Genomic DNA, 16743 nt, shown 5'->3' with positions numbered 1-16743 from the left:
TCTTATTTATTAATAGAAAAGGGAAGTCCTGAATAAGGTTTTGCATATTCCTCTTCTAAACTCTTTTCAAGCATTTGTTTTTCAAGTTCTTTCCTTTTTACATTTTTCGTTAAGTATTTTTCTATCATTAATGAAGCAATAGGACCGGCAATACGAGCACCAAAGTATCCATTCTCTACAACGACTACAATAGCAATTTTAGGAGCTTCTACAGGAGCCATCGCCATGAATATGGAGTGGTCAGTCAGCTGCATACGTTTCCCATTAATACGTATATAATTCTCAGCGGTACCTGTTTTAGCGGCTACATTAATACTATCTATTTTGGTACCTCGCGCAGTTCCTCCCGTATAGGCTAAATTCATTCCTTGTATAATGGGATCAAAATATTTAGGGTCAATTCGAGTATGTTTCTTCTCTGTATATTGAGTGAAAGGGGTTACTTTCCCATCTATCTTTTTTACCACATGAGGAGTATAAAAATAACCTTTATTAGCAATGGCTGCCAGCGCATTGGCAAGCTGTAAAGGAGTAACTAACACTTCTCCTTGTCCTATACCATTGGAGATGTTATAGGTAGCTGCCCATCGGTTCTCTCCATATTGACGATTATAGAAAGCAGCATCAGGAAGGTATCCCTTGCGACCAATTGGGAAATCACTTCCTAAGAATTCTCCAAAACCAAAGCTTTTCAGATCATTATCCCAAGCAGTAATCCCTTCTGAAGGAGTCTTGTATTTCTCAATAATTCTTCGGTATTCGTATGCGAAATAAGCATTGCAGGAATTGGCTATGGCATGGGTCATATCCAAGGGAGAAGGATGGTGGTGACATCTCATCACTCGTGACCCATAATGATAACCTCCATTACAGGCTACTAAAGTTTGTGGAGTCATGACTCCTTCCTGTAATCCTAAAAGAGCTGTGAAAGGTTTGAAAGTGGATCCTGGAGGATATTCTGCCAATAAAGCACGGTCAAAAAGAGGTTTTGCTATGGAATCATTATACAGTAGAGTATAGTTTTCCGAACGTTTACGCCCTACAAGAAGATTAGGATCATAAGAAGGAGCAGAAACTAAAGCTAATATTTCACCCGTTTCCGGTTCAATGGCAACAATACTGCCACGCTTACATTGCATAAGCATTTCTCCATAGGCTTGTAAGCTCTCATCAATGGTAAGTTCTAAGGATTGTCCTGCAACAGGAAGGGTATCATATATACCATTTTTATAGGATCCTATTACTCTGTTGAATTTATCTTTTTGCAGATAGCGAACTCCCTTCTTGCCGCGTAAAAAGTCCTCATATTGTTTTTCAACTCCTTGCCTTCCGATAATTTCTCCCGCAAGATAATAAGGATTATTTTTTAGTTCCCAGTCATTTACTTCACTAATATACCCTAATACATTTGCCGCACAAAAGGTCTCATAATGCCTAAGAGAACGTTTTTGTACGAAAAAACCATTAAACTTGCGTAATTTTTCCTGTAATGGAGCGTATTCTTCTTTGGATAATTGGCTCACAAAAACAGAAGGTTTACGATAAGAATACTGTTTAGCTTTTTTTAAATTTTCTCTGAATTGTTCTATATTAATACCTACCAGATTACAAAACTCTAAAGTGTCTAAAGCCTTCACTTCATGAGGAACAACCATAATATCATAAGCAGACTGGTTAGTAACTAATAATTTCTCATTTCTATCGTATATATATCCTCTTTGAGGATAATCATATTCTACTTGTATAGCAACATCACTGGCAATGTTGTCTTTAGTTTTTTCTTTAACAATGATTTGTAAATAAAAAAGTCTTGCCAACAAAAATAATGTTCCTACACAGATAACTAAAGGAAGGAATATTTTTTTCATTATTATAAGAGCTATTTAAGGTTGCAAAAATAAGCATTATATTTGAAAACTATTGTTTTTTGTGAAGAATTTTTGTTTTGAAAGAATTACTTAAGAAAGAAATTAATAATAAATAGAAATAATATTAAAATTATTAAATTTATCTATCAATAAAAATAATTATATAAATATATTCTATATTAATTGCTTATGTCTAAATTAACAATTGGTTTATATAATTCCGCTTACTTTGTTATCAAAAGTTAAATTTCACATTTGAATTAAGATATATTTTATTCATATGTAAGCTTTTATAAAGTGATTTGAAAAATAATACTTAATAAAGGACTTTTATGTTTTTTAAAAGTATTGTAAAATTTAAAGATAATTTGTAATTTTGTAGAGTCAAAATAAATTAAAATGGATTTAAAAAATTTAATTATTTATATTCCATTTTCTAACCTGAAAGTTATTAAAAACCACAAAAGTAAATATGAAAAATGGTTTGATTTTGAAGTGCATTAAAAGCACATAAGATATTGAAAAGAACTATTTTTATATTTTAAGATGTTAAGAACAAAACAAATTATTTTAGCTTCCTTATCAGGGATAATGGTAGCTATTGCTCAAAATTCTAAAAAGGACTATAAGAGTACTCTTAATGGACTTGTAAAGAGCATTCGTACAACTACTTATGTAGCCTTAGACAAAGGAGGGGGACACTATGGAAAAGGAAGTGTGGCAAAAGGAACCGATAATCTGCTTACCCATTATGATAGAAAGGGTAATATTACTGAGAGGATAGCCTATTATACTAATGGAAATCTTTGGTATACGAAGAATTATGTTTATGAAGGTAATGATGTAAAGAAAGAAACTCTCCTTAAAAAGACAGAACCCAAGCTATTAAAATCCTTTGAAGAAGGAGAGGAAGGACTCATAGGACGTGTAGCTTATCGGTATGATAAGAAAGGTCAGAAAACAGAGGAATCATCTTATGATGATAAAGGAGTCCTCTTGTGGCGTTATGTATATCGTTATGATAATAAAGGACATATAATAGAAAAGGATAACTTTGATACACAAGGAATACTTCTTAGTAGAGAATCTTATAAGTATGATCAGGAAGGAAATCTTTTGGAAAAGCTTATTACAATGAATCATCAGACAGCTTATAAATGTACGTGGAAATATAATGAGAAAGGAAAGGAAATTACTAAAGAAGAATATTTCACAGAGTTGATAACTCCTGAGAAAATTAATAAAATTATAGAAAATGAATTACTTGCAAAAGGTGCTTTGTGGAAGAAATTTAGATATTCTTATGATAATAAAGGTAATCGATCAGAAGTGTTTGTCTATAATGCATCTTCAGAGAAAAGTAAACTAAATGAAGGAGCCGCTCAAAATCCCAGCAAAGAGGCTCTTGAAAATACTCCTAAAAGGCTCTCTTATGAAGAACTCCCCAATCCTAAACTCTTGTCTACAAATGAATATGATAATTTAAGAAATCTTTGGGTGAAAGATATTTATGTGTATGATAAAGAGGGAAAGATTATAGAAGTGAGAAGCATTGATAATGAAGATAAAACCTTATTCCGATACACTTACAAATATGATGATAGGGGTAATGAAATAGATAGAGTAAGTTATGGTAAAAATAATGAAGTGATTCAAAGGACAACACATTCCTTTGATAGTAAAAATAATTTGACTGAACGTTCTGAGTATGACACTTATGGGGAATTGATACAGAAAAATATCTATAAATATAATGAAAAGGGACAGAAAATAGAACAACAAGGACTTAATTCAAATGGTAGTTTGGCTTTCCTTATAAAGTTTATTTACAATGCTACAGGTGAACTTATAGAATCTCTTACTTATAATACCAAAGGAGAACTTACCTCTAAACTTATACAACAGTATAAGATGGATAATTATAATAACTGGACAAAGCTTACTCAATATACAGATGGAAAGGCTACTTTTATTACAGAACGTATTATTGAATATTATCGTTAAGTGAAGAGATTATAAGTTCATAACCACCTTGAAAAAAGTGGTTTTTTGTTAAATAAATGTTATTTATTGAAGATCTCCTAATATTTTTATAATTTTGTGCTCTGAAAATTTTAATAATTATAAGATGAGACATTTTTTTCTTATTTCTTTGTTAAGTACAATAGTTGCCTTTTCTCAAACAATAGGAAAAGAGGAATACAAAAAGAATCTAAAAGGACCTGTAAAGAGCATTCGTATTGTTACGTATAAAGCCTTAGATAAGGGTGGAGGACATTATGATAAGGGAGATGTGGAAAAAGGAATGGATAATTTCCTTGTCAATTATGATAGAAAAGGGAATATGATAAAGAAAACCGCTTACTATCCTAATGGAAGTATTTGGTGGACTGCTAATTATATATATGAGGGGAGCGATGTAAAGAAAAAGGAGCCCCCTCTACCGAAAATAACAATTCGTCCAGAAAAAGGAGAAGAGGGATTTAAGGGAAAAGTAACTTATCGTTATGATAAAAAAGGACAAAAAACAGAAGAAGCTTCTTATGATGCTAAAGGAGTCCTCTTATGGCGTTATGTATATCGTTATGATAATAAAGGAAATCAAATAGAACGGGATAGCTTTGATTCTCAGGGAAATCTTATAGGAAGGGAACAATCTCGTTATGATTTGCGTACTAATCTTATATTGGAAAAAACTATTAATACGAAGAGTCAGCTAGCTTATCAATGTAAATGGGAATATGATGATAAGGGAAAAGTAATTAAAAAAGAAGAATATTTCACTGATCATATTGCTCCTGAAAAAATTAATAGTCTTATCGAAGATGAGCTCCGTATAAAAGGAGTCCTTTGGAAAAAGTTTGTCTATTCTTATGATAGTAAAGGAAATCGTACAGAAGTGAATGTATATGATGCTAAGGAAAGTGAACGCTCTTTTAGTAGTGTTTCTTCTACACAAGAATCACCTAAAGAAGAAAAGCCTAAACAACCTTCCTATGATGAACTTCCAAACCCCAAACTCTTTTTCGTAGAAGAGTATAATAATGTAGGGGCTCTGTGGAAAAAGGATGCTTATACTTATGATCAAAATGGAAAAATAACTCAAGTGAAAACGATAGATAATAAGAGTAGGCCTCAATTCAATTATACATATATGTATGATGATAAAGGAAATGAAATAGAACGGGCAATTTATGACCATAATGATAAGTTAATGCAACGCACTATCTTTACTTATGATGATAAGGGAAATATTACTGAAATGATAGAGTATGACACACAAGGGGCTCTTTCTCAAAAAGAAACTTATAAATATGATGATAAAGGGAAAAAAGTAGAACAACAGGGATACAACCTTAATGGTAGTCTTGCCTATACTTTTAAGTATTTTTATAATCCAAAAGGAGAACTTATAGAAACACGAACTTTCAACCAGAGAGGAGATCTTACTTCTAAACTTACTCAACATTTTAAGGTAGATGCTTATAAGAATTGGATAGAACGCATTCAATATACAGATGGTAAAGGCTCTTATATTACTGAGCGTATAATAGAATATCATGAAAAAATCTAATAGCTAAAAATGTAATAAATGTAAGCAGACTTTGATGAAGATTAAGTTCTTTGTCAAAGTTTTTTATTTTATATTTGCATTTTGAATAGAAAGATTACCATATGCAATTAAAATATACTATAATCATTCCTGTATACAATCGCCCTGAAGAAATAAAAGAACTTTTGGAAACAATTGTACAGCAAACTTTTGAGGGTGATTTTGAAACACTTATTATAGAAGATGGATCTACTATTACTTCTCAATCAATAGTATCCTCCTTTACAGATAGAATAAATGTTCATTACTTGAGTAAGAAGAATTCAGGTCCTGGAGATTCAAGAAATTTTGGGATGCGGCATGCTCAGGGGAATTATTTTATCATTTTGGATTCCGATTCTCTATTGCCTCCTCATTATTTAGAATCTGTAGATGAGTATTTACAACAGCATTATGTAGATTGTTTTGGAGGTGCGGATGCTGCTACGGATAGTTTTACAGGCATTCAGAAGGCTATCAATTATGCGATGACTTCTTTTCTTACCACAGGAGGAATACGAGGTAATAAGCGTAGTGTAGGAAAGTTTGAACCTAGGAGTTTTAATATGGGAATTTCTCGCAAGGCATTTGAGGTTACAGGAGGATTCGGAAGAATACATCCTGGTGAAGATCCTGATCTTAGTATTCGTTTATGGAAAGCTGGCTTTCAAACGGCTTTTATAGAGGATGCCTTTGTATATCATAAAAGGCGAATATCTTGGGAAAAATACTATAAACAAGTAAAGAAGTTTGGACAAACGCGTGCTATTCTTAATCGTTGGCATAAGCAGTCGAGAAAGGTTGTACATTGGTTTCCTACCTTATTTGTATTGGGTTTTCTATTTTCATTGGTATTTCTCTATTTTGGAGAATGGGAATTTATTTTTTGTTATCTTACTTATTTTATACTTATTTTTGTTCATAGCAAGCATATTAATAAGAGTATCCATATTGGACTTTTATCTGTATGGGCGGTTTGTATTCAATTTTTTAGCTATGGGATAGGTTTTTTGGGAGCTACTTTACGGCTTTTTTTTAGTAAAAAAGCACCAGAATTACTTTTTCCACAGTTATTTTTTAATGATAATAATTGATATTCAGTAAGTTAATATTTTTTAGTTTATTAGGTAAAAAAATAGAAAAAAAGTTTGTCAGTATAAAAAAAAGTTGTACCTTTGCACTCGTAAAATTGAAAGGATAGAAATAATTATTATATATTCCTCCTTAGCTCAGTTGGTTAGAGCATCTGACTGTTAATCAGAGGGTCACTGGTTCAAGTCCAGTAGGGGGAGCAAGAACATCTACTAAATGTAGATGTTTTTTTATTATAACTACTCTACTTCCTGTACATAAAAAAGCTACCCTAAAAGGATAGCTTTTGTGTAAATAGTATGACAACCCTATCTTAAAAAGAAGTTACTCGTCTTTCTGCTCTGTTTGAATCTCATTCTCTTCTGTCTTTGTTTCACGTGCATGGAGTTCTTTTAGCTTATCCTCCCAAAGAATAAGAGCATTTTGTTGCTGCTGAATACTCTTCATAGCTTCTTTCATCAGAGGATGGCTTTTATCAACATTAGTGAAAAATTGTAAATTATTTTCAAGTTGAAGAATATCTCTTTTAATATCTTCAATTTTTTTACGAACAAATGCCTCTTCTTTGATAAGAGAATTTTCTCCATCGGGTAAGTGTTCTAACTTGTTGTTATATTTGATAAGTTCAATTTGCTTTTTATCAAAATCTAATTTCTTATAAAGAGTATTCATTATCTTATTGAAGCGAGTATCTATTACACGCAATTTCTCAGGGAGTTTACCTAAAGAATTCCATTTTTCTTGGAAATCTTCAAGTTTCTTAACATCATCTTCTTTGTTTCCTGAAAGTTTGAATGCCTTCAATTTATCGAGAAGATTCTTTTTCTTTTCAATGTCAGCATTTTCTTGCTTATGTTGATTTTTCCTTTCTTGATGTAAGCGATCAAAATAATGATTACAAGCAGAGCGGAATTCTTCCCAGAGAGTATTTGAGAGCTTGCGAGGAATGGCTCCTATTTTTTTCCAATCTTCTTGTATTTTTTGAATGATAGGAGTTACTTCTTCCCAGTCAGAACTGTCTTTATAGGTATTAGCAATGTTGATAAGCTCTTGTCGTTTAGCAATATTCTCATTTTGGATTTTTTTATTTTCCTTATAGAAATGATTCTTTTGTTTGCTAAAAGCACGTATAGCTTCAATAAAACGCTGCCAAATATTTTCAGAATCTTCTTGAGGAACACGCCCTATTTTCTGAAATTCTTCACGTAATTCATTTACTTGAGCGATCGCTTTTTGATACTCATTATGTGAGGAGATATTCTCTTGTGTAATTCCTTCTATTTGGGAGATAATACCTAATTTTTTATGCTTGTTATCCACAAAAGATTCCTCCAAGCGCTTGAGAAAGTCTTGTCGTTTATCATGAATTTCTTTAGTAATAGCGCTAAATTGTTCCCAAAGTTTTTCACGATATTCTTTTTCCACAGGACCTGTTTCCTCTTTCCAAACTTTGTGTAGAAGTTGAAGCTCACGGAAAGCCTTCTGTACATCCGGTTCATCAAGGAGTGCTTTAGCTTTCTCAATAAGTTTATTTTTCTCTTCTAAATTGTGCTTGAAGTCAATTTCTTGAAAGTTACGAGTGAGGCTTAAGTAATCAAAGAAATTCTCTGTATGATGATTAAAGTTATTCCATATATCATTATAGTATTCCCTTGGAACAGCTCCTATTTCATACCATCTCTTCTTTAAGTCATAGAACTTACGTAAGAGGGTCTGTATATCCCAAGCTACATCATCTTTCCCAATAGCAATAAGATTCTTTATTTCATTAATAATTTCTTGTTTGCGAACTAAATTATTTTGTAGTTCACTCTCTAATTGTTTTTGATATTGATTTCTAAGTTGTTTGTATTGCTGATAAGTCTTATAGAAAGTATCATGAATAGGTAAGGAGAACGAGAAATCCTTTTCTTCATTATTTTCTTCGCTCAAGAATTGTTCCTTTTTTTCTTCTAAAAGCTGATTATATTGGGAGTCAAATGCTTTCTTAATAGCCTCCACATGTGCTTTTATAGAGGAGATTTTCTCATTGCTAATGAGCCTCTTCAATTCATTTTCAAGGGATTCCAAATTCATTTTTTCATAATCCAGCATAGGAACTTCATGTAACTTCTTATTATCCAAATCTTCAGCATTAAGGGCATTCTCTTGCTGAATTTCATCTAAGAAGTTGGATGAGGGTTCTGGAGGAACTTTTTCTAAGCTCTTTTCAGTAGGAGTTTCTTGAGAAACTTCAAGGGTTGATTTTTTTTCGCTTTCTAACATAGAATGAAATACTATTGTGATTAATTTTCCTCAAAATTACAATTTTTTTATCAATTTGCCAAAAAAAATAGTAGAAAAATATAAAAAAAATAAAGTTTGTGGTGTAAAAATTTGAATATAAATAAAATACAATAGAAGTGAAAAATTATTTTTTTACACCAAAAGCATCGGCTGTACTGCTGCAAGCAACTATTGCAGCTGTTTCTGTACGTAGCCGATTGGATGATAATATCACTGGAGAGAAGTTCTTTTGTATTGCCTTCTGAATTTCTTTTTCAGAAAAATCTCCCTCAGGTCCTATTATAATAAGAATATCTCTTATATTATTATGGTATGATGTACTTAATTTGTCAAACAGTAGTTCTTTTTTCCCTTCTTGACAATGAGCAATAAATCTATTTTTTTCATGTATATTATTGTCTAACCAATTAAGCATGTTAATAGGTTTGTTCAGGATAGGTCTAAAGCATTGTAGAGATTGTTTCATAGCGGAGAGAATAATTTTCTCAAAACGTTCTATTTTTACTGTTTTTCGCTCAGAATGCTCACAGATAATAGGAGTAATTTCATGAACACCTATTTCTGTTGCTTTTTCTAAGAACCATTCATAACGCTCATTCATTTTAGTAGGTGCTACTGCCAAGTGTAATTGATAAGGAAGAGGGGGGGTAAGGGTACATGATTGGATGACAATACTACATTTTTTATCATTGATATCTTGGATTACTCCCTCGTATAGGTTCCCACGTCCATCAGTAATATATAAAAGATCCCCTATTTTTCTCCGTAATACACGATGTATGTGGGTACTCTCCTCTTTGTCTAAGAGGATAAGATTACTCTCAGGAGAAAGATTCTCATGGTAAAATAGTTGCATTTCTTTTTTAGGCAAAAATACTATATTCTTTAGAAATAGACAAATATTTTGTTTTGAAATTGGTTGTGAAAACATTTTGATAATTGAAATACTTTTTATACATTTGCTCCGTAGTAAGAGTATCCTTAATAATTAGTAAGAGATATTAATGCTGATAAAGCTTGATATTGAATATGATATAGAATATTATGGTTAAATAATTGTTATTTCTTTAAAAAATATTATTTTTTTAAACGAAATTTACACCAAATTTCTGAAATGAATACAGATAAAACAATTGTACAATATAATGAAATAATAGCTCATTGTCAATCTATATTTATAGATAAAATGAAAGATTATGGAAGTGCTTGGCGCACTTTGCGCTTGCCTTCTCTTACGGATCAGATCTTTATTAAGGTACAGCGTATTCGAACACTTCAGGAGCATCAGGAAAGGAAGATAGAAGAAGATGAGACTACTGAATTTGTTGCAGTGATTAATTACTCATTAATGGCACTAATTCAAATAGAGAAATCTGTTGCTAATGAGCCTGATTTGGATTTGGAACATGCTATTGCCTTATATAATGAAAAAGTAGAAGAGACACGAGGGCTTATGTTACGAAAAAATCATGATTATGGAGAAGCATGGCGCAGTATGAGAATCAGTTCTCTAACAGATTTAATCTTTCAAAAGATACTTAGAATAAAACAAATAGAAGATAATCAAGGAAAAACACTTATTAGTGAAGGAGTGAAAGCTAATTATCAAGATATGATTAATTATGCAGTATTTGCTTTAATCCTATATAGTGAAAAAAATATGATAAATAATGAAAAAAGCTAGTGCATCCATTATACGTTTCTTAGTAGGAATTATTTTTATAATTAGTGGATTTGTTAAGTTAGTAGATCCTATGGGATTTTCTTTTAAATTAGAAGAATACTTCCATCCAACGGTTCTTAATATAGAGTTCTTCACTCCTTATGCATATCCCATAGCTGTATTCGTCGTGGCATTTGAACTTATTTTAGGAGTTCTATTACTGTTGGGAGCCTTTAAGCATTTCACTTTAATATCCCTATTGGGGCTTACTATCTTCTTCGGATTCCTTACTTTCTATACAGCATATTTTAATAAAGTTACTGATTGTGGTTGTTTTGGAGATGCTTTGAAATTCACTCCTTGGGGATCTTTTACTAAGGATATGATTCTTCTGGCTTTGATAATAATTTTATGGTTACTTAGAGAGTATATCACCCCTCTATATTCTCAAAGGACTTCTATAGTTCTTCTTTTGCTTACTATTATAGCTTGTGGATGGCTGGTATATTATACACATAAGCATTTACCTATTATTGATTTTCGCCCTTATAAAATAGGCGTAAATATAGAAAAGGGAATGGAAATTCCCTCTGATGCTCCAAAACCAATATATGACTATCATTGGAAATTTAAAGTAGGAGATAGGGAAGAGGTGATTACTACACAAGGGGCTTACCCAGAAGTAGAAGAAGGAACTTTCATTTCAGTAGAAACAGAACAGATATCCAAAGGATATCAGCCTCCTATTCATGATTTTGTAATAGAAAAAGATGGAGAGGACTATACTCAGAGTATGCTTGAAGAATCTAAATTATTAATGATTATTTCTTATGATCTTTCTAAGGCGGATGAAAAAGGCTTCTCCCCTATAAAGAAACTTACAGATAAAGCGTTAAAAAAAGGTTATAAGGTGATAGGACTTACTCCTTCTCCTGAACAAGCCAAAATATTAATAACTAAGTATGGATTGAATTTTGATTTCTATGCTACAGACCTTACTACGCTAAAGACAATGGTTCGTGCCAATCCTGCAATTATCCGTTTGGAACGAGGTACAATTAAGCAAAAAGTAAGCTATAATGATGTTCAAAAAATAGATTTGTAATGGAACAATCACAAGAGGAAATGTCTTTTCTCAGCCATCTGGAGATATTACGCTGGCATATTATAAGATCTATTGTTGTGGTTCTTAGTGTGGCACTTTTGGCATTTGTCTTTAAAAGCTATATCTTTAAGTATATTATTCTGCCTCATACACAAGGGGATTTTCCTACATATCAGTTCTTTTGCAGAATAGGACGTTTTTTTGGAACAGAGACTAATTTTTGCAGCGAACAGTTACCTTTAGTAATTCAGAATCGTACTATGACAGGTCAGTTTTCAGCAACCCTTTGGATATCTTTTTGGACAGGAATTGTGATTGGATTTCCCTATTTAATGTATGAGATGTGGAGATTTATCTCCCCTGGACTTTATGAAAAGGAAAGAAAGTTGGCTCGTGGTTTTATAGGAATTACTTCTATGTTATTCTTTATAGGAGTCCTTTTTGGTTATTATATCATAGCTCCATTATCTATTCATTTCTTTGCTAATTATTCTGTAGTTGGTGGAGAACAAATGGTTAAGAACGAAATTGATATAAGCTCATATATAGATATGCTACGTTCTTCTGTAATTTCATGTGGACTCATTTTTGAACTACCTGTAATTATTTATTTTTTAGCTAAGTTAGGACTGATAACTCCTGAATTTATGCGAAAATATCGTAAGCATGCTATCATTATTACTTTGATAGTAGCTGCTATTATTACTCCTCCCGATGTGGCAAGCCAAGTAATTGTATCTATACCTATATTGATATTATATGAGGCAAGTATTTTTGTAGCCAAATATGTACAGAAAAAGCAAGAAAAACTTAAATTAAATTGATATAACAAAAATGAATTTTACTCCTGATTGTAGCCAGATACCTCATTGGTTAACGCTTAAAAAAATTTGTAAAGCCCAAGCCGTATTGGATTTGATTATCTGTGGACAAGAATTTGAAACCTATCATAGGTATACATCCAGTGATCAAGAAGAATATGAAGGACAGGAAGCTCGTATAGGCTTTGATTTCGAGGAAGACGATGGTCCATCTCTTCACCTATACTTTATAGAAAAGGGATGCATGATTGTTCCAAGTGTTTGTGAGAATTTCCAGAGTATCACCGAAAATTTTGAAAAACAGATACCTAAGGAATTTCAAGCTTTTTATAAGAAAAATTACCATGAACAGGATATTCCTTTTGTTATATATGCTCAGGGAGATGCCCCTTGGCAACTTATTACACAATTTGAAATAGAAGAAGAAATTTTTACTCTAAAGCATCTGACTTCTGACCCAGAATTCTACAAAGACTGGGCAACTATTTTCTTTGGTGATGAGACAGAATACCTTAATGATAATGCCAGTACAGATACCATTGCACAGTTATATGAAGGAAAAGTACTTACTGAAAAAATGGTTTACTCCATAGTGAACAATATTCCAGATTGGCTTTTTTTAGAGAATGAATTGAATCATCTCCCTTATCGTTTTGATTTTTAGTTATTTATTATGATATAAGAATATTGAGAAAGATATTTTTATTAAAGGAATATTATTTTAGATAATATATGATATGCTTGTAAAGGAACTATTGAAGAATAATAAAATAAGTTTACGTACTTATAATATATGTAAGGAAAAACAGTGGAATTCCTTGAAGGATATTTGTAATTACTATAATGAATATCATACGTTTGAGGGAATAAAAAATTGTGGTAGACGTTCTATACAAGAACTTATGCAAGTATGTTCTCCAGGTTTTCTTGTTTCTTTACAGGAAGAAGATAGAATTAATTCCCAACTTTCTTCTATTTTGAAATCATTAACTCCTTTACAGAAAGAAGTAATTAGTGATTATATTCTAAGAACAGCAGAATATCTTTCTATAGGATTACAGGATTTTGTAAAAACTCACTTACAATCAGATATTTCATTGTTTTATGAATTTTGTATTGAAGTCTTACAGAAAAATACAAAAATAAAAGAAAACAGAAGTAAGAATGAACTGAACTTGAATATTTTTTTTGATAAGGTAAAGCATTTTATATATGAAGTTGCTAAAATAAAAACGCCCTCTCAATTAATGTCTCTTAAAAAAACTTATTTATTGAAAAATATTTATCCTATTGAAACAATTCCTACTTATATAAGTAAGCTTGGGCTTTTAAAAGTGGTAGATTACTTACTTACAACTCCTTTCTTGTTTGATGAGAATAAGATTAAATTATTTCCAAAAGCTTTTAGTTTTTATCAAGATTCAGAAAAATTAAAACTAAAGGAAGTAGGTAAGCAAATGCAAGTTACTCATGAGCGGGTACGACAAATTCGAAATCAAATTATTGATGAATTCTTTAAGAAATTTGTAGTAATCAGAGCCTTTGATAATACATTGCTCAAAGATTGTAAAATACAAATATCAGGAGACTTCTTATACCTTACTAAGGAGCAGATTACAACTCTTAATGAGAGAAGTCATACCAATTTTACAGAGAATTTTATCTATATTATTCTTTCTATCTATTTGGAGAATTTTACTATAATAGGTGATGTTTCTGATGTGATATATCCGCATTTTTCAAAGAAAAAAAGTAGACATAATTGGAGAAAAATTTATCTAATTTCAAAGGAATTAGCTCCATATTTTGATTCAAATAAGTTTATAGAGGATTTTTCTTTACGGAAAACAACTAAAAATAATAAACAATATGAACTTTGCCTAAAGGAATACCTCTTAAATTTTGTTTCCAAACCGGAGTTGGTAGATAGGGTAATTCCTTTAGTAATTTTTATAGTAAAAGACGAATTTGATTTAGAGATTCGTGGAACTAGAGTTGTCTTTCCTCGTAATACCTATAAGCAGATTTATGAGTATGCTTATGAGGCATTGGATATATTAGCAAAACCTTCTTTTGTAAAGCAGATTTCTCAAAAAGTAAGAGAATTATATCCTAAAACTAATTTTACGTATGAGGGAATACGTTCTTCTCTTAAGAGAGAATATGGATTTATTCCTATTGGTAGAAGTAGTTGCTTTGGACTAAAAAAATGGGAAACCATTATAGAAAATTTTAAAGGAGGTACTATTAGAGATATTGTTAAGGAATATCTGCAAGATCTAGATAATCCTCAATCGCTTACTGAAATTACTAAGTATGTGCTCCAATATCGCCCTAATACTAATTCCAAAAGTATACTAACAAATTTGAAATCGGAAGCATCGGATACTTTTGTTTTCTTTCAGAATTCATTTGTGGGGCTTAAAGGGAAAAAATATTCTTCAATATATATACTTCTTCCAGAAAAAGCTGTGAAGAAGCGTACTTGGCAAGAGAACTATGAAGCTTTGGTGAATTTCATTAAAGAAAATGGGCGTCGACCATTTTCTTCTGATAAGGATTCTCAGGCTATTATTCTCTATCGCTGGATAAGTGTACAAAAAAATTTGATAAAAAATGGAAGAGTTCCAATAGAAAGAAAGAAATTATTTCAAGAAATTATAAATATGAATTAATGAAAACATTACGTGCTGAAAATATAGTTAAAGAATACAAAGGACGTAGAGTAGTCAAAGGAATCTCTTTGGAGGTGAAGCAAGGAGAAATTATAGGATTATTGGGACCTAATGGGGCAGGAAAAACAACTTCGTTTTATATGATAGTAGGTTTTATAAAACCTAATGAGGGACATATTTACTTAAATAATACAGAAATTACTAAGTTTCCTATGTATAAAAGAGCACAATATGGAATAGGCTATCTGGCGCAAGAACCTAGTGTGTTTAGAAAATTGAGTATTGAAGATAATATTCTTTCAGTATTACAACTTACAAAGTTAAGTAAGAAAGAACAACTTTATAAAATGGAATCGCTTATAGATGAATTCAATCTTGGGCATATCCGCAAGAACAGAGGGGATCTCCTCTCAGGGGGAGAGCGCAGGCGTACTGAAATAGCAAGAGCCTTGGCAACTAGTCCTGATTTTATTCTATTAGATGAACCCTTTGCAGGGGTTGACCCTATTGCAGTGGAGGATATTCAGAATATCGTTTTTCAATTGAAAGATAAAAATATAGGTATTCTCATTACTGACCACCGAGTAGAGGTAACTCTTCCTGCTACTGACCGTACTTATCTGATGTATGAAGGAGGGATACTTAAGGCAGGACTTCCTGAAGAATTAGCTTATGACCCTATGGTACGAGAAGTATATTTAGGAAATAATTTTGAACTTAAGAAAAGGAACTAAAAATGAATTAGATAACTTAATTTTATATATGATGTCAGATATTCAACAACTTACTGACCTTACTACACAAGTACGTAGGGATATTTTACGAATGGTACATAAAGTGAGTTCAGGACATCCAGGAGGATCCTTAGGATGTGCAGAATTCCTTGTATGTCTTTATAATGAGGTAATGGATATTAAATTACCTTTTACAATGGATGGAAAGGATGAAGATTTATTTTTCTTGTCTAATGGACATATTTCTCCTGTATTTTACAGTGTGTTGGCACGACGAGGATTTTTCCCTATAAGTGAACTTAATACTTTTCGTTTGATTGGTTCTCGATTACAAGGGCATCCTACCCCACAAGAAGGATTAGAGGGAGTACGTATTGCCTCTGGTTCTCTAGGACAAGGACTTTCTGTAGCAATAGGTGCTACTTTGGCTAAAAAACTTAATGGAGATAAGCACCTTGTTTATACTCTTCATGGAGATGGAGAATTGCAAGAAGGACAAATATGGGAAGCTGTTATGTATGCTGGAGGAAAAGGAGTGGATAATCTTATTGCTACGATAGATTATAATCATAAGCAGATAGATGGCCCTACGGATAAGGTACTCCCTTTAGGAGATCTTAAGGCAAAATTTGAAGCTTTTGGATGGCAAGTAGTAGATATTGAGAAAGGAAATGATATTCCTTCTATTTTGGAAGGATTGAGTAGAGCAAAAGCGCTCGCAGGAAAAGGAAAACCTGTATGTATTCTCCTTCATACGGAAATGGGGAATGGGGTAGATTTCATGATGGGGACTCATACTTGGCATGGTAAAGCTCCTAATGATGAACAACTGGCTAAAGCTTTAGCTCAAAATCCTGAAACTTTGGGAGATTATTAAAAATAAAAGAGGCTGTTTGAAAAAATTTTT

Annotated in this window: 13 protein-coding genes and 1 tRNA gene; 11 read left to right on the top strand and 3 right to left on the bottom strand. The window is 31.9% G+C overall.

Annotation, left to right across the window (positions count from 1 at the left end; translation table 11 throughout):
* Nucleotides 1-2: 2 nt before the first annotated feature.
* Nucleotides 3-1868, bottom strand: a complete 1866-nt coding sequence (gene mrdA / locus VJJ03_RS06200; RefSeq protein ID WP_009746033.1) for a penicillin-binding protein 2 — start codon at nucleotides 1866-1868, stop codon at nucleotides 3-5.
* Nucleotides 1869-2414: 546 nt separating this feature from the next.
* On the opposite strand from mrdA, the gene VJJ03_RS06195 reads away from it, so the two are divergent.
* The 4 genes from VJJ03_RS06195 (at nucleotide 2415) to VJJ03_RS06180 (ending at nucleotide 6752) form a co-directional block, all read left to right on the top strand.
* A complete protein-coding gene (locus VJJ03_RS06195; RefSeq protein WP_009746032.1) occupies nucleotides 2415-3872 on the top strand; it encodes a sugar-binding protein in 1458 nt (485 codons plus the stop codon).
* A gap of 124 nt (nucleotides 3873-3996) precedes the next feature.
* Nucleotides 3997-5442, top strand: a complete 1446-nt coding sequence (locus VJJ03_RS06190) for a sugar-binding protein (protein WP_009746031.1) — start codon at nucleotides 3997-3999, stop codon at nucleotides 5440-5442.
* 101 nt (nucleotides 5443-5543) lie between these two features.
* Nucleotides 5544-6554, top strand: a complete 1011-nt coding sequence (locus VJJ03_RS06185) for a glycosyltransferase (RefSeq protein ID WP_323974460.1) — start codon at nucleotides 5544-5546, stop codon at nucleotides 6552-6554.
* Nucleotides 6555-6678: 124 nt separating this feature from the next.
* A tRNA-Asn gene (locus VJJ03_RS06180) sits at nucleotides 6679-6752 on the top strand.
* Nucleotides 6753-6876: 124 nt separating this feature from the next.
* On the opposite strand, the gene VJJ03_RS06175 is transcribed toward VJJ03_RS06180, so the two are convergent.
* Together VJJ03_RS06175 and VJJ03_RS06170 are read right to left on the bottom strand one after the other, a co-directional pair.
* The gene (locus tag VJJ03_RS06175; protein ID WP_323974458.1) at nucleotides 6877-8817 is read right to left on the bottom strand and encodes a DUF349 domain-containing protein; all 1941 of its coding nucleotides are present in this window, start codon (nucleotides 8815-8817) and stop codon (nucleotides 6877-6879) included.
* 145 nt (nucleotides 8818-8962) lie between these two features.
* The gene (locus VJJ03_RS06170) at nucleotides 8963-9694 is read right to left on the bottom strand and encodes a 16S rRNA (uracil(1498)-N(3))-methyltransferase (protein WP_040358427.1); all 732 of its coding nucleotides are present in this window, start codon (nucleotides 9692-9694) and stop codon (nucleotides 8963-8965) included.
* Nucleotides 9695-9952: 258 nt separating this feature from the next.
* Between VJJ03_RS06170 and VJJ03_RS06165 the strand changes: the two genes are divergently transcribed.
* The 7 genes from VJJ03_RS06165 (at nucleotide 9953) to VJJ03_RS06135 (ending at nucleotide 16713) form a co-directional block, all read left to right on the top strand.
* Complete coding sequence (locus VJJ03_RS06165) at nucleotides 9953-10522, top strand: DUF1599 domain-containing protein (protein WP_009746026.1); 570 nt, start codon at nucleotides 9953-9955, stop codon at nucleotides 10520-10522.
* The gene (locus tag VJJ03_RS06160; RefSeq protein WP_009746025.1) at nucleotides 10509-11606 is read left to right on the top strand and encodes a BT_3928 family protein; all 1098 of its coding nucleotides are present in this window, start codon (nucleotides 10509-10511) and stop codon (nucleotides 11604-11606) included. The genes VJJ03_RS06165 and VJJ03_RS06160 overlap by 14 nt, the downstream gene beginning before the upstream one ends.
* The gene (tatC, locus tag VJJ03_RS06155; protein WP_009746024.1) at nucleotides 11606-12430 is read left to right on the top strand and encodes a twin-arginine translocase subunit TatC; all 825 of its coding nucleotides are present in this window, start codon (nucleotides 11606-11608) and stop codon (nucleotides 12428-12430) included. Before VJJ03_RS06160 ends, tatC begins: the two co-directional genes overlap by 1 nt.
* Before the next feature lie 10 nt (nucleotides 12431-12440).
* Complete coding sequence (locus VJJ03_RS06150; RefSeq protein WP_009746023.1) at nucleotides 12441-13091, top strand: hypothetical protein; 651 nt, start codon at nucleotides 12441-12443, stop codon at nucleotides 13089-13091.
* A gap of 73 nt (nucleotides 13092-13164) precedes the next feature.
* On the top strand, nucleotides 13165-15102 hold the full coding sequence (locus VJJ03_RS06145; RefSeq protein WP_009746022.1) for a helicase associated domain-containing protein: 1938 nt from the start codon (nucleotides 13165-13167) through the stop codon (nucleotides 15100-15102).
* On the top strand, nucleotides 15102-15836 hold the full coding sequence (gene lptB / locus VJJ03_RS06140; protein ID WP_009746021.1) for an LPS export ABC transporter ATP-binding protein: 735 nt from the start codon (nucleotides 15102-15104) through the stop codon (nucleotides 15834-15836). The genes VJJ03_RS06145 and lptB overlap by 1 nt, the downstream gene beginning before the upstream one ends.
* 31 nt (nucleotides 15837-15867) lie before the next feature.
* Nucleotides 15868-16713, top strand: coding sequence for a transketolase (locus VJJ03_RS06135; protein WP_323974499.1), 846 nt, complete (start codon nucleotides 15868-15870; stop codon nucleotides 16711-16713).
* The last annotated feature ends 30 nt before the right edge of the window (nucleotides 16714-16743 follow it).

It is taken from the genome of Capnocytophaga sp. G2, from assembly GCF_035282625.1.
In the GTDB taxonomy this organism is placed as follows: Bacteria; Bacteroidota; Bacteroidia; order Flavobacteriales; family Flavobacteriaceae; genus Capnocytophaga.
The sequence above is the reverse complement of the archived record's forward strand: the minus strand, read 5'-3'. Positions and strand labels throughout refer to the sequence as shown.

What these genes read in the sequence shown, in the direction of transcription:
- VJJ03_RS06145 (WP_009746022.1), top strand. Translation starts at nt 13,165, where the DNA reads ATGCTTGTAAAGGAACTATTGAAGAATAATAAAATAAGTTTACGTACT.
- VJJ03_RS06185 (WP_323974460.1), top strand. Translation starts at nt 5,544, where the DNA reads ATGCAATTAAAATATACTATAATCATTCCTGTATACAATCGCCCTGAA.
- VJJ03_RS06195 (WP_009746032.1), top strand. Translation starts at nt 2,415, where the DNA reads ATGTTAAGAACAAAACAAATTATTTTAGCTTCCTTATCAGGGATAATG.
- VJJ03_RS06190 (WP_009746031.1), top strand. Translation starts at nt 3,997, where the DNA reads ATGAGACATTTTTTTCTTATTTCTTTGTTAAGTACAATAGTTGCCTTT.
- VJJ03_RS06160 (WP_009746025.1), top strand. Translation starts at nt 10,509, where the DNA reads ATGAAAAAAGCTAGTGCATCCATTATACGTTTCTTAGTAGGAATTATT.
- tatC (WP_009746024.1), top strand. Translation starts at nt 11,606, where the DNA reads ATGGAACAATCACAAGAGGAAATGTCTTTTCTCAGCCATCTGGAGATA.
- lptB (WP_009746021.1), top strand. Translation starts at nt 15,102, where the DNA reads ATGAAAACATTACGTGCTGAAAATATAGTTAAAGAATACAAAGGACGT.
- VJJ03_RS06175 (WP_323974458.1), bottom strand. Translation starts at nt 8,817, where the DNA reads ATGTTAGAAAGCGAAAAAAAATCAACCCTTGAAGTTTCTCAAGAAACT.
- VJJ03_RS06150 (WP_009746023.1), top strand. Translation starts at nt 12,441, where the DNA reads ATGAATTTTACTCCTGATTGTAGCCAGATACCTCATTGGTTAACGCTT.
- VJJ03_RS06165 (WP_009746026.1), top strand. Translation starts at nt 9,953, where the DNA reads ATGAATACAGATAAAACAATTGTACAATATAATGAAATAATAGCTCAT.
- VJJ03_RS06135 (WP_323974499.1), top strand. Translation starts at nt 15,868, where the DNA reads ATGTCAGATATTCAACAACTTACTGACCTTACTACACAAGTACGTAGG.
- mrdA (WP_009746033.1), bottom strand. Translation starts at nt 1,868, where the DNA reads ATGAAAAAAATATTCCTTCCTTTAGTTATCTGTGTAGGAACATTATTT.
- VJJ03_RS06170 (WP_040358427.1), bottom strand. Translation starts at nt 9,694, where the DNA reads ATGCAACTATTTTACCATGAGAATCTTTCTCCTGAGAGTAATCTTATC.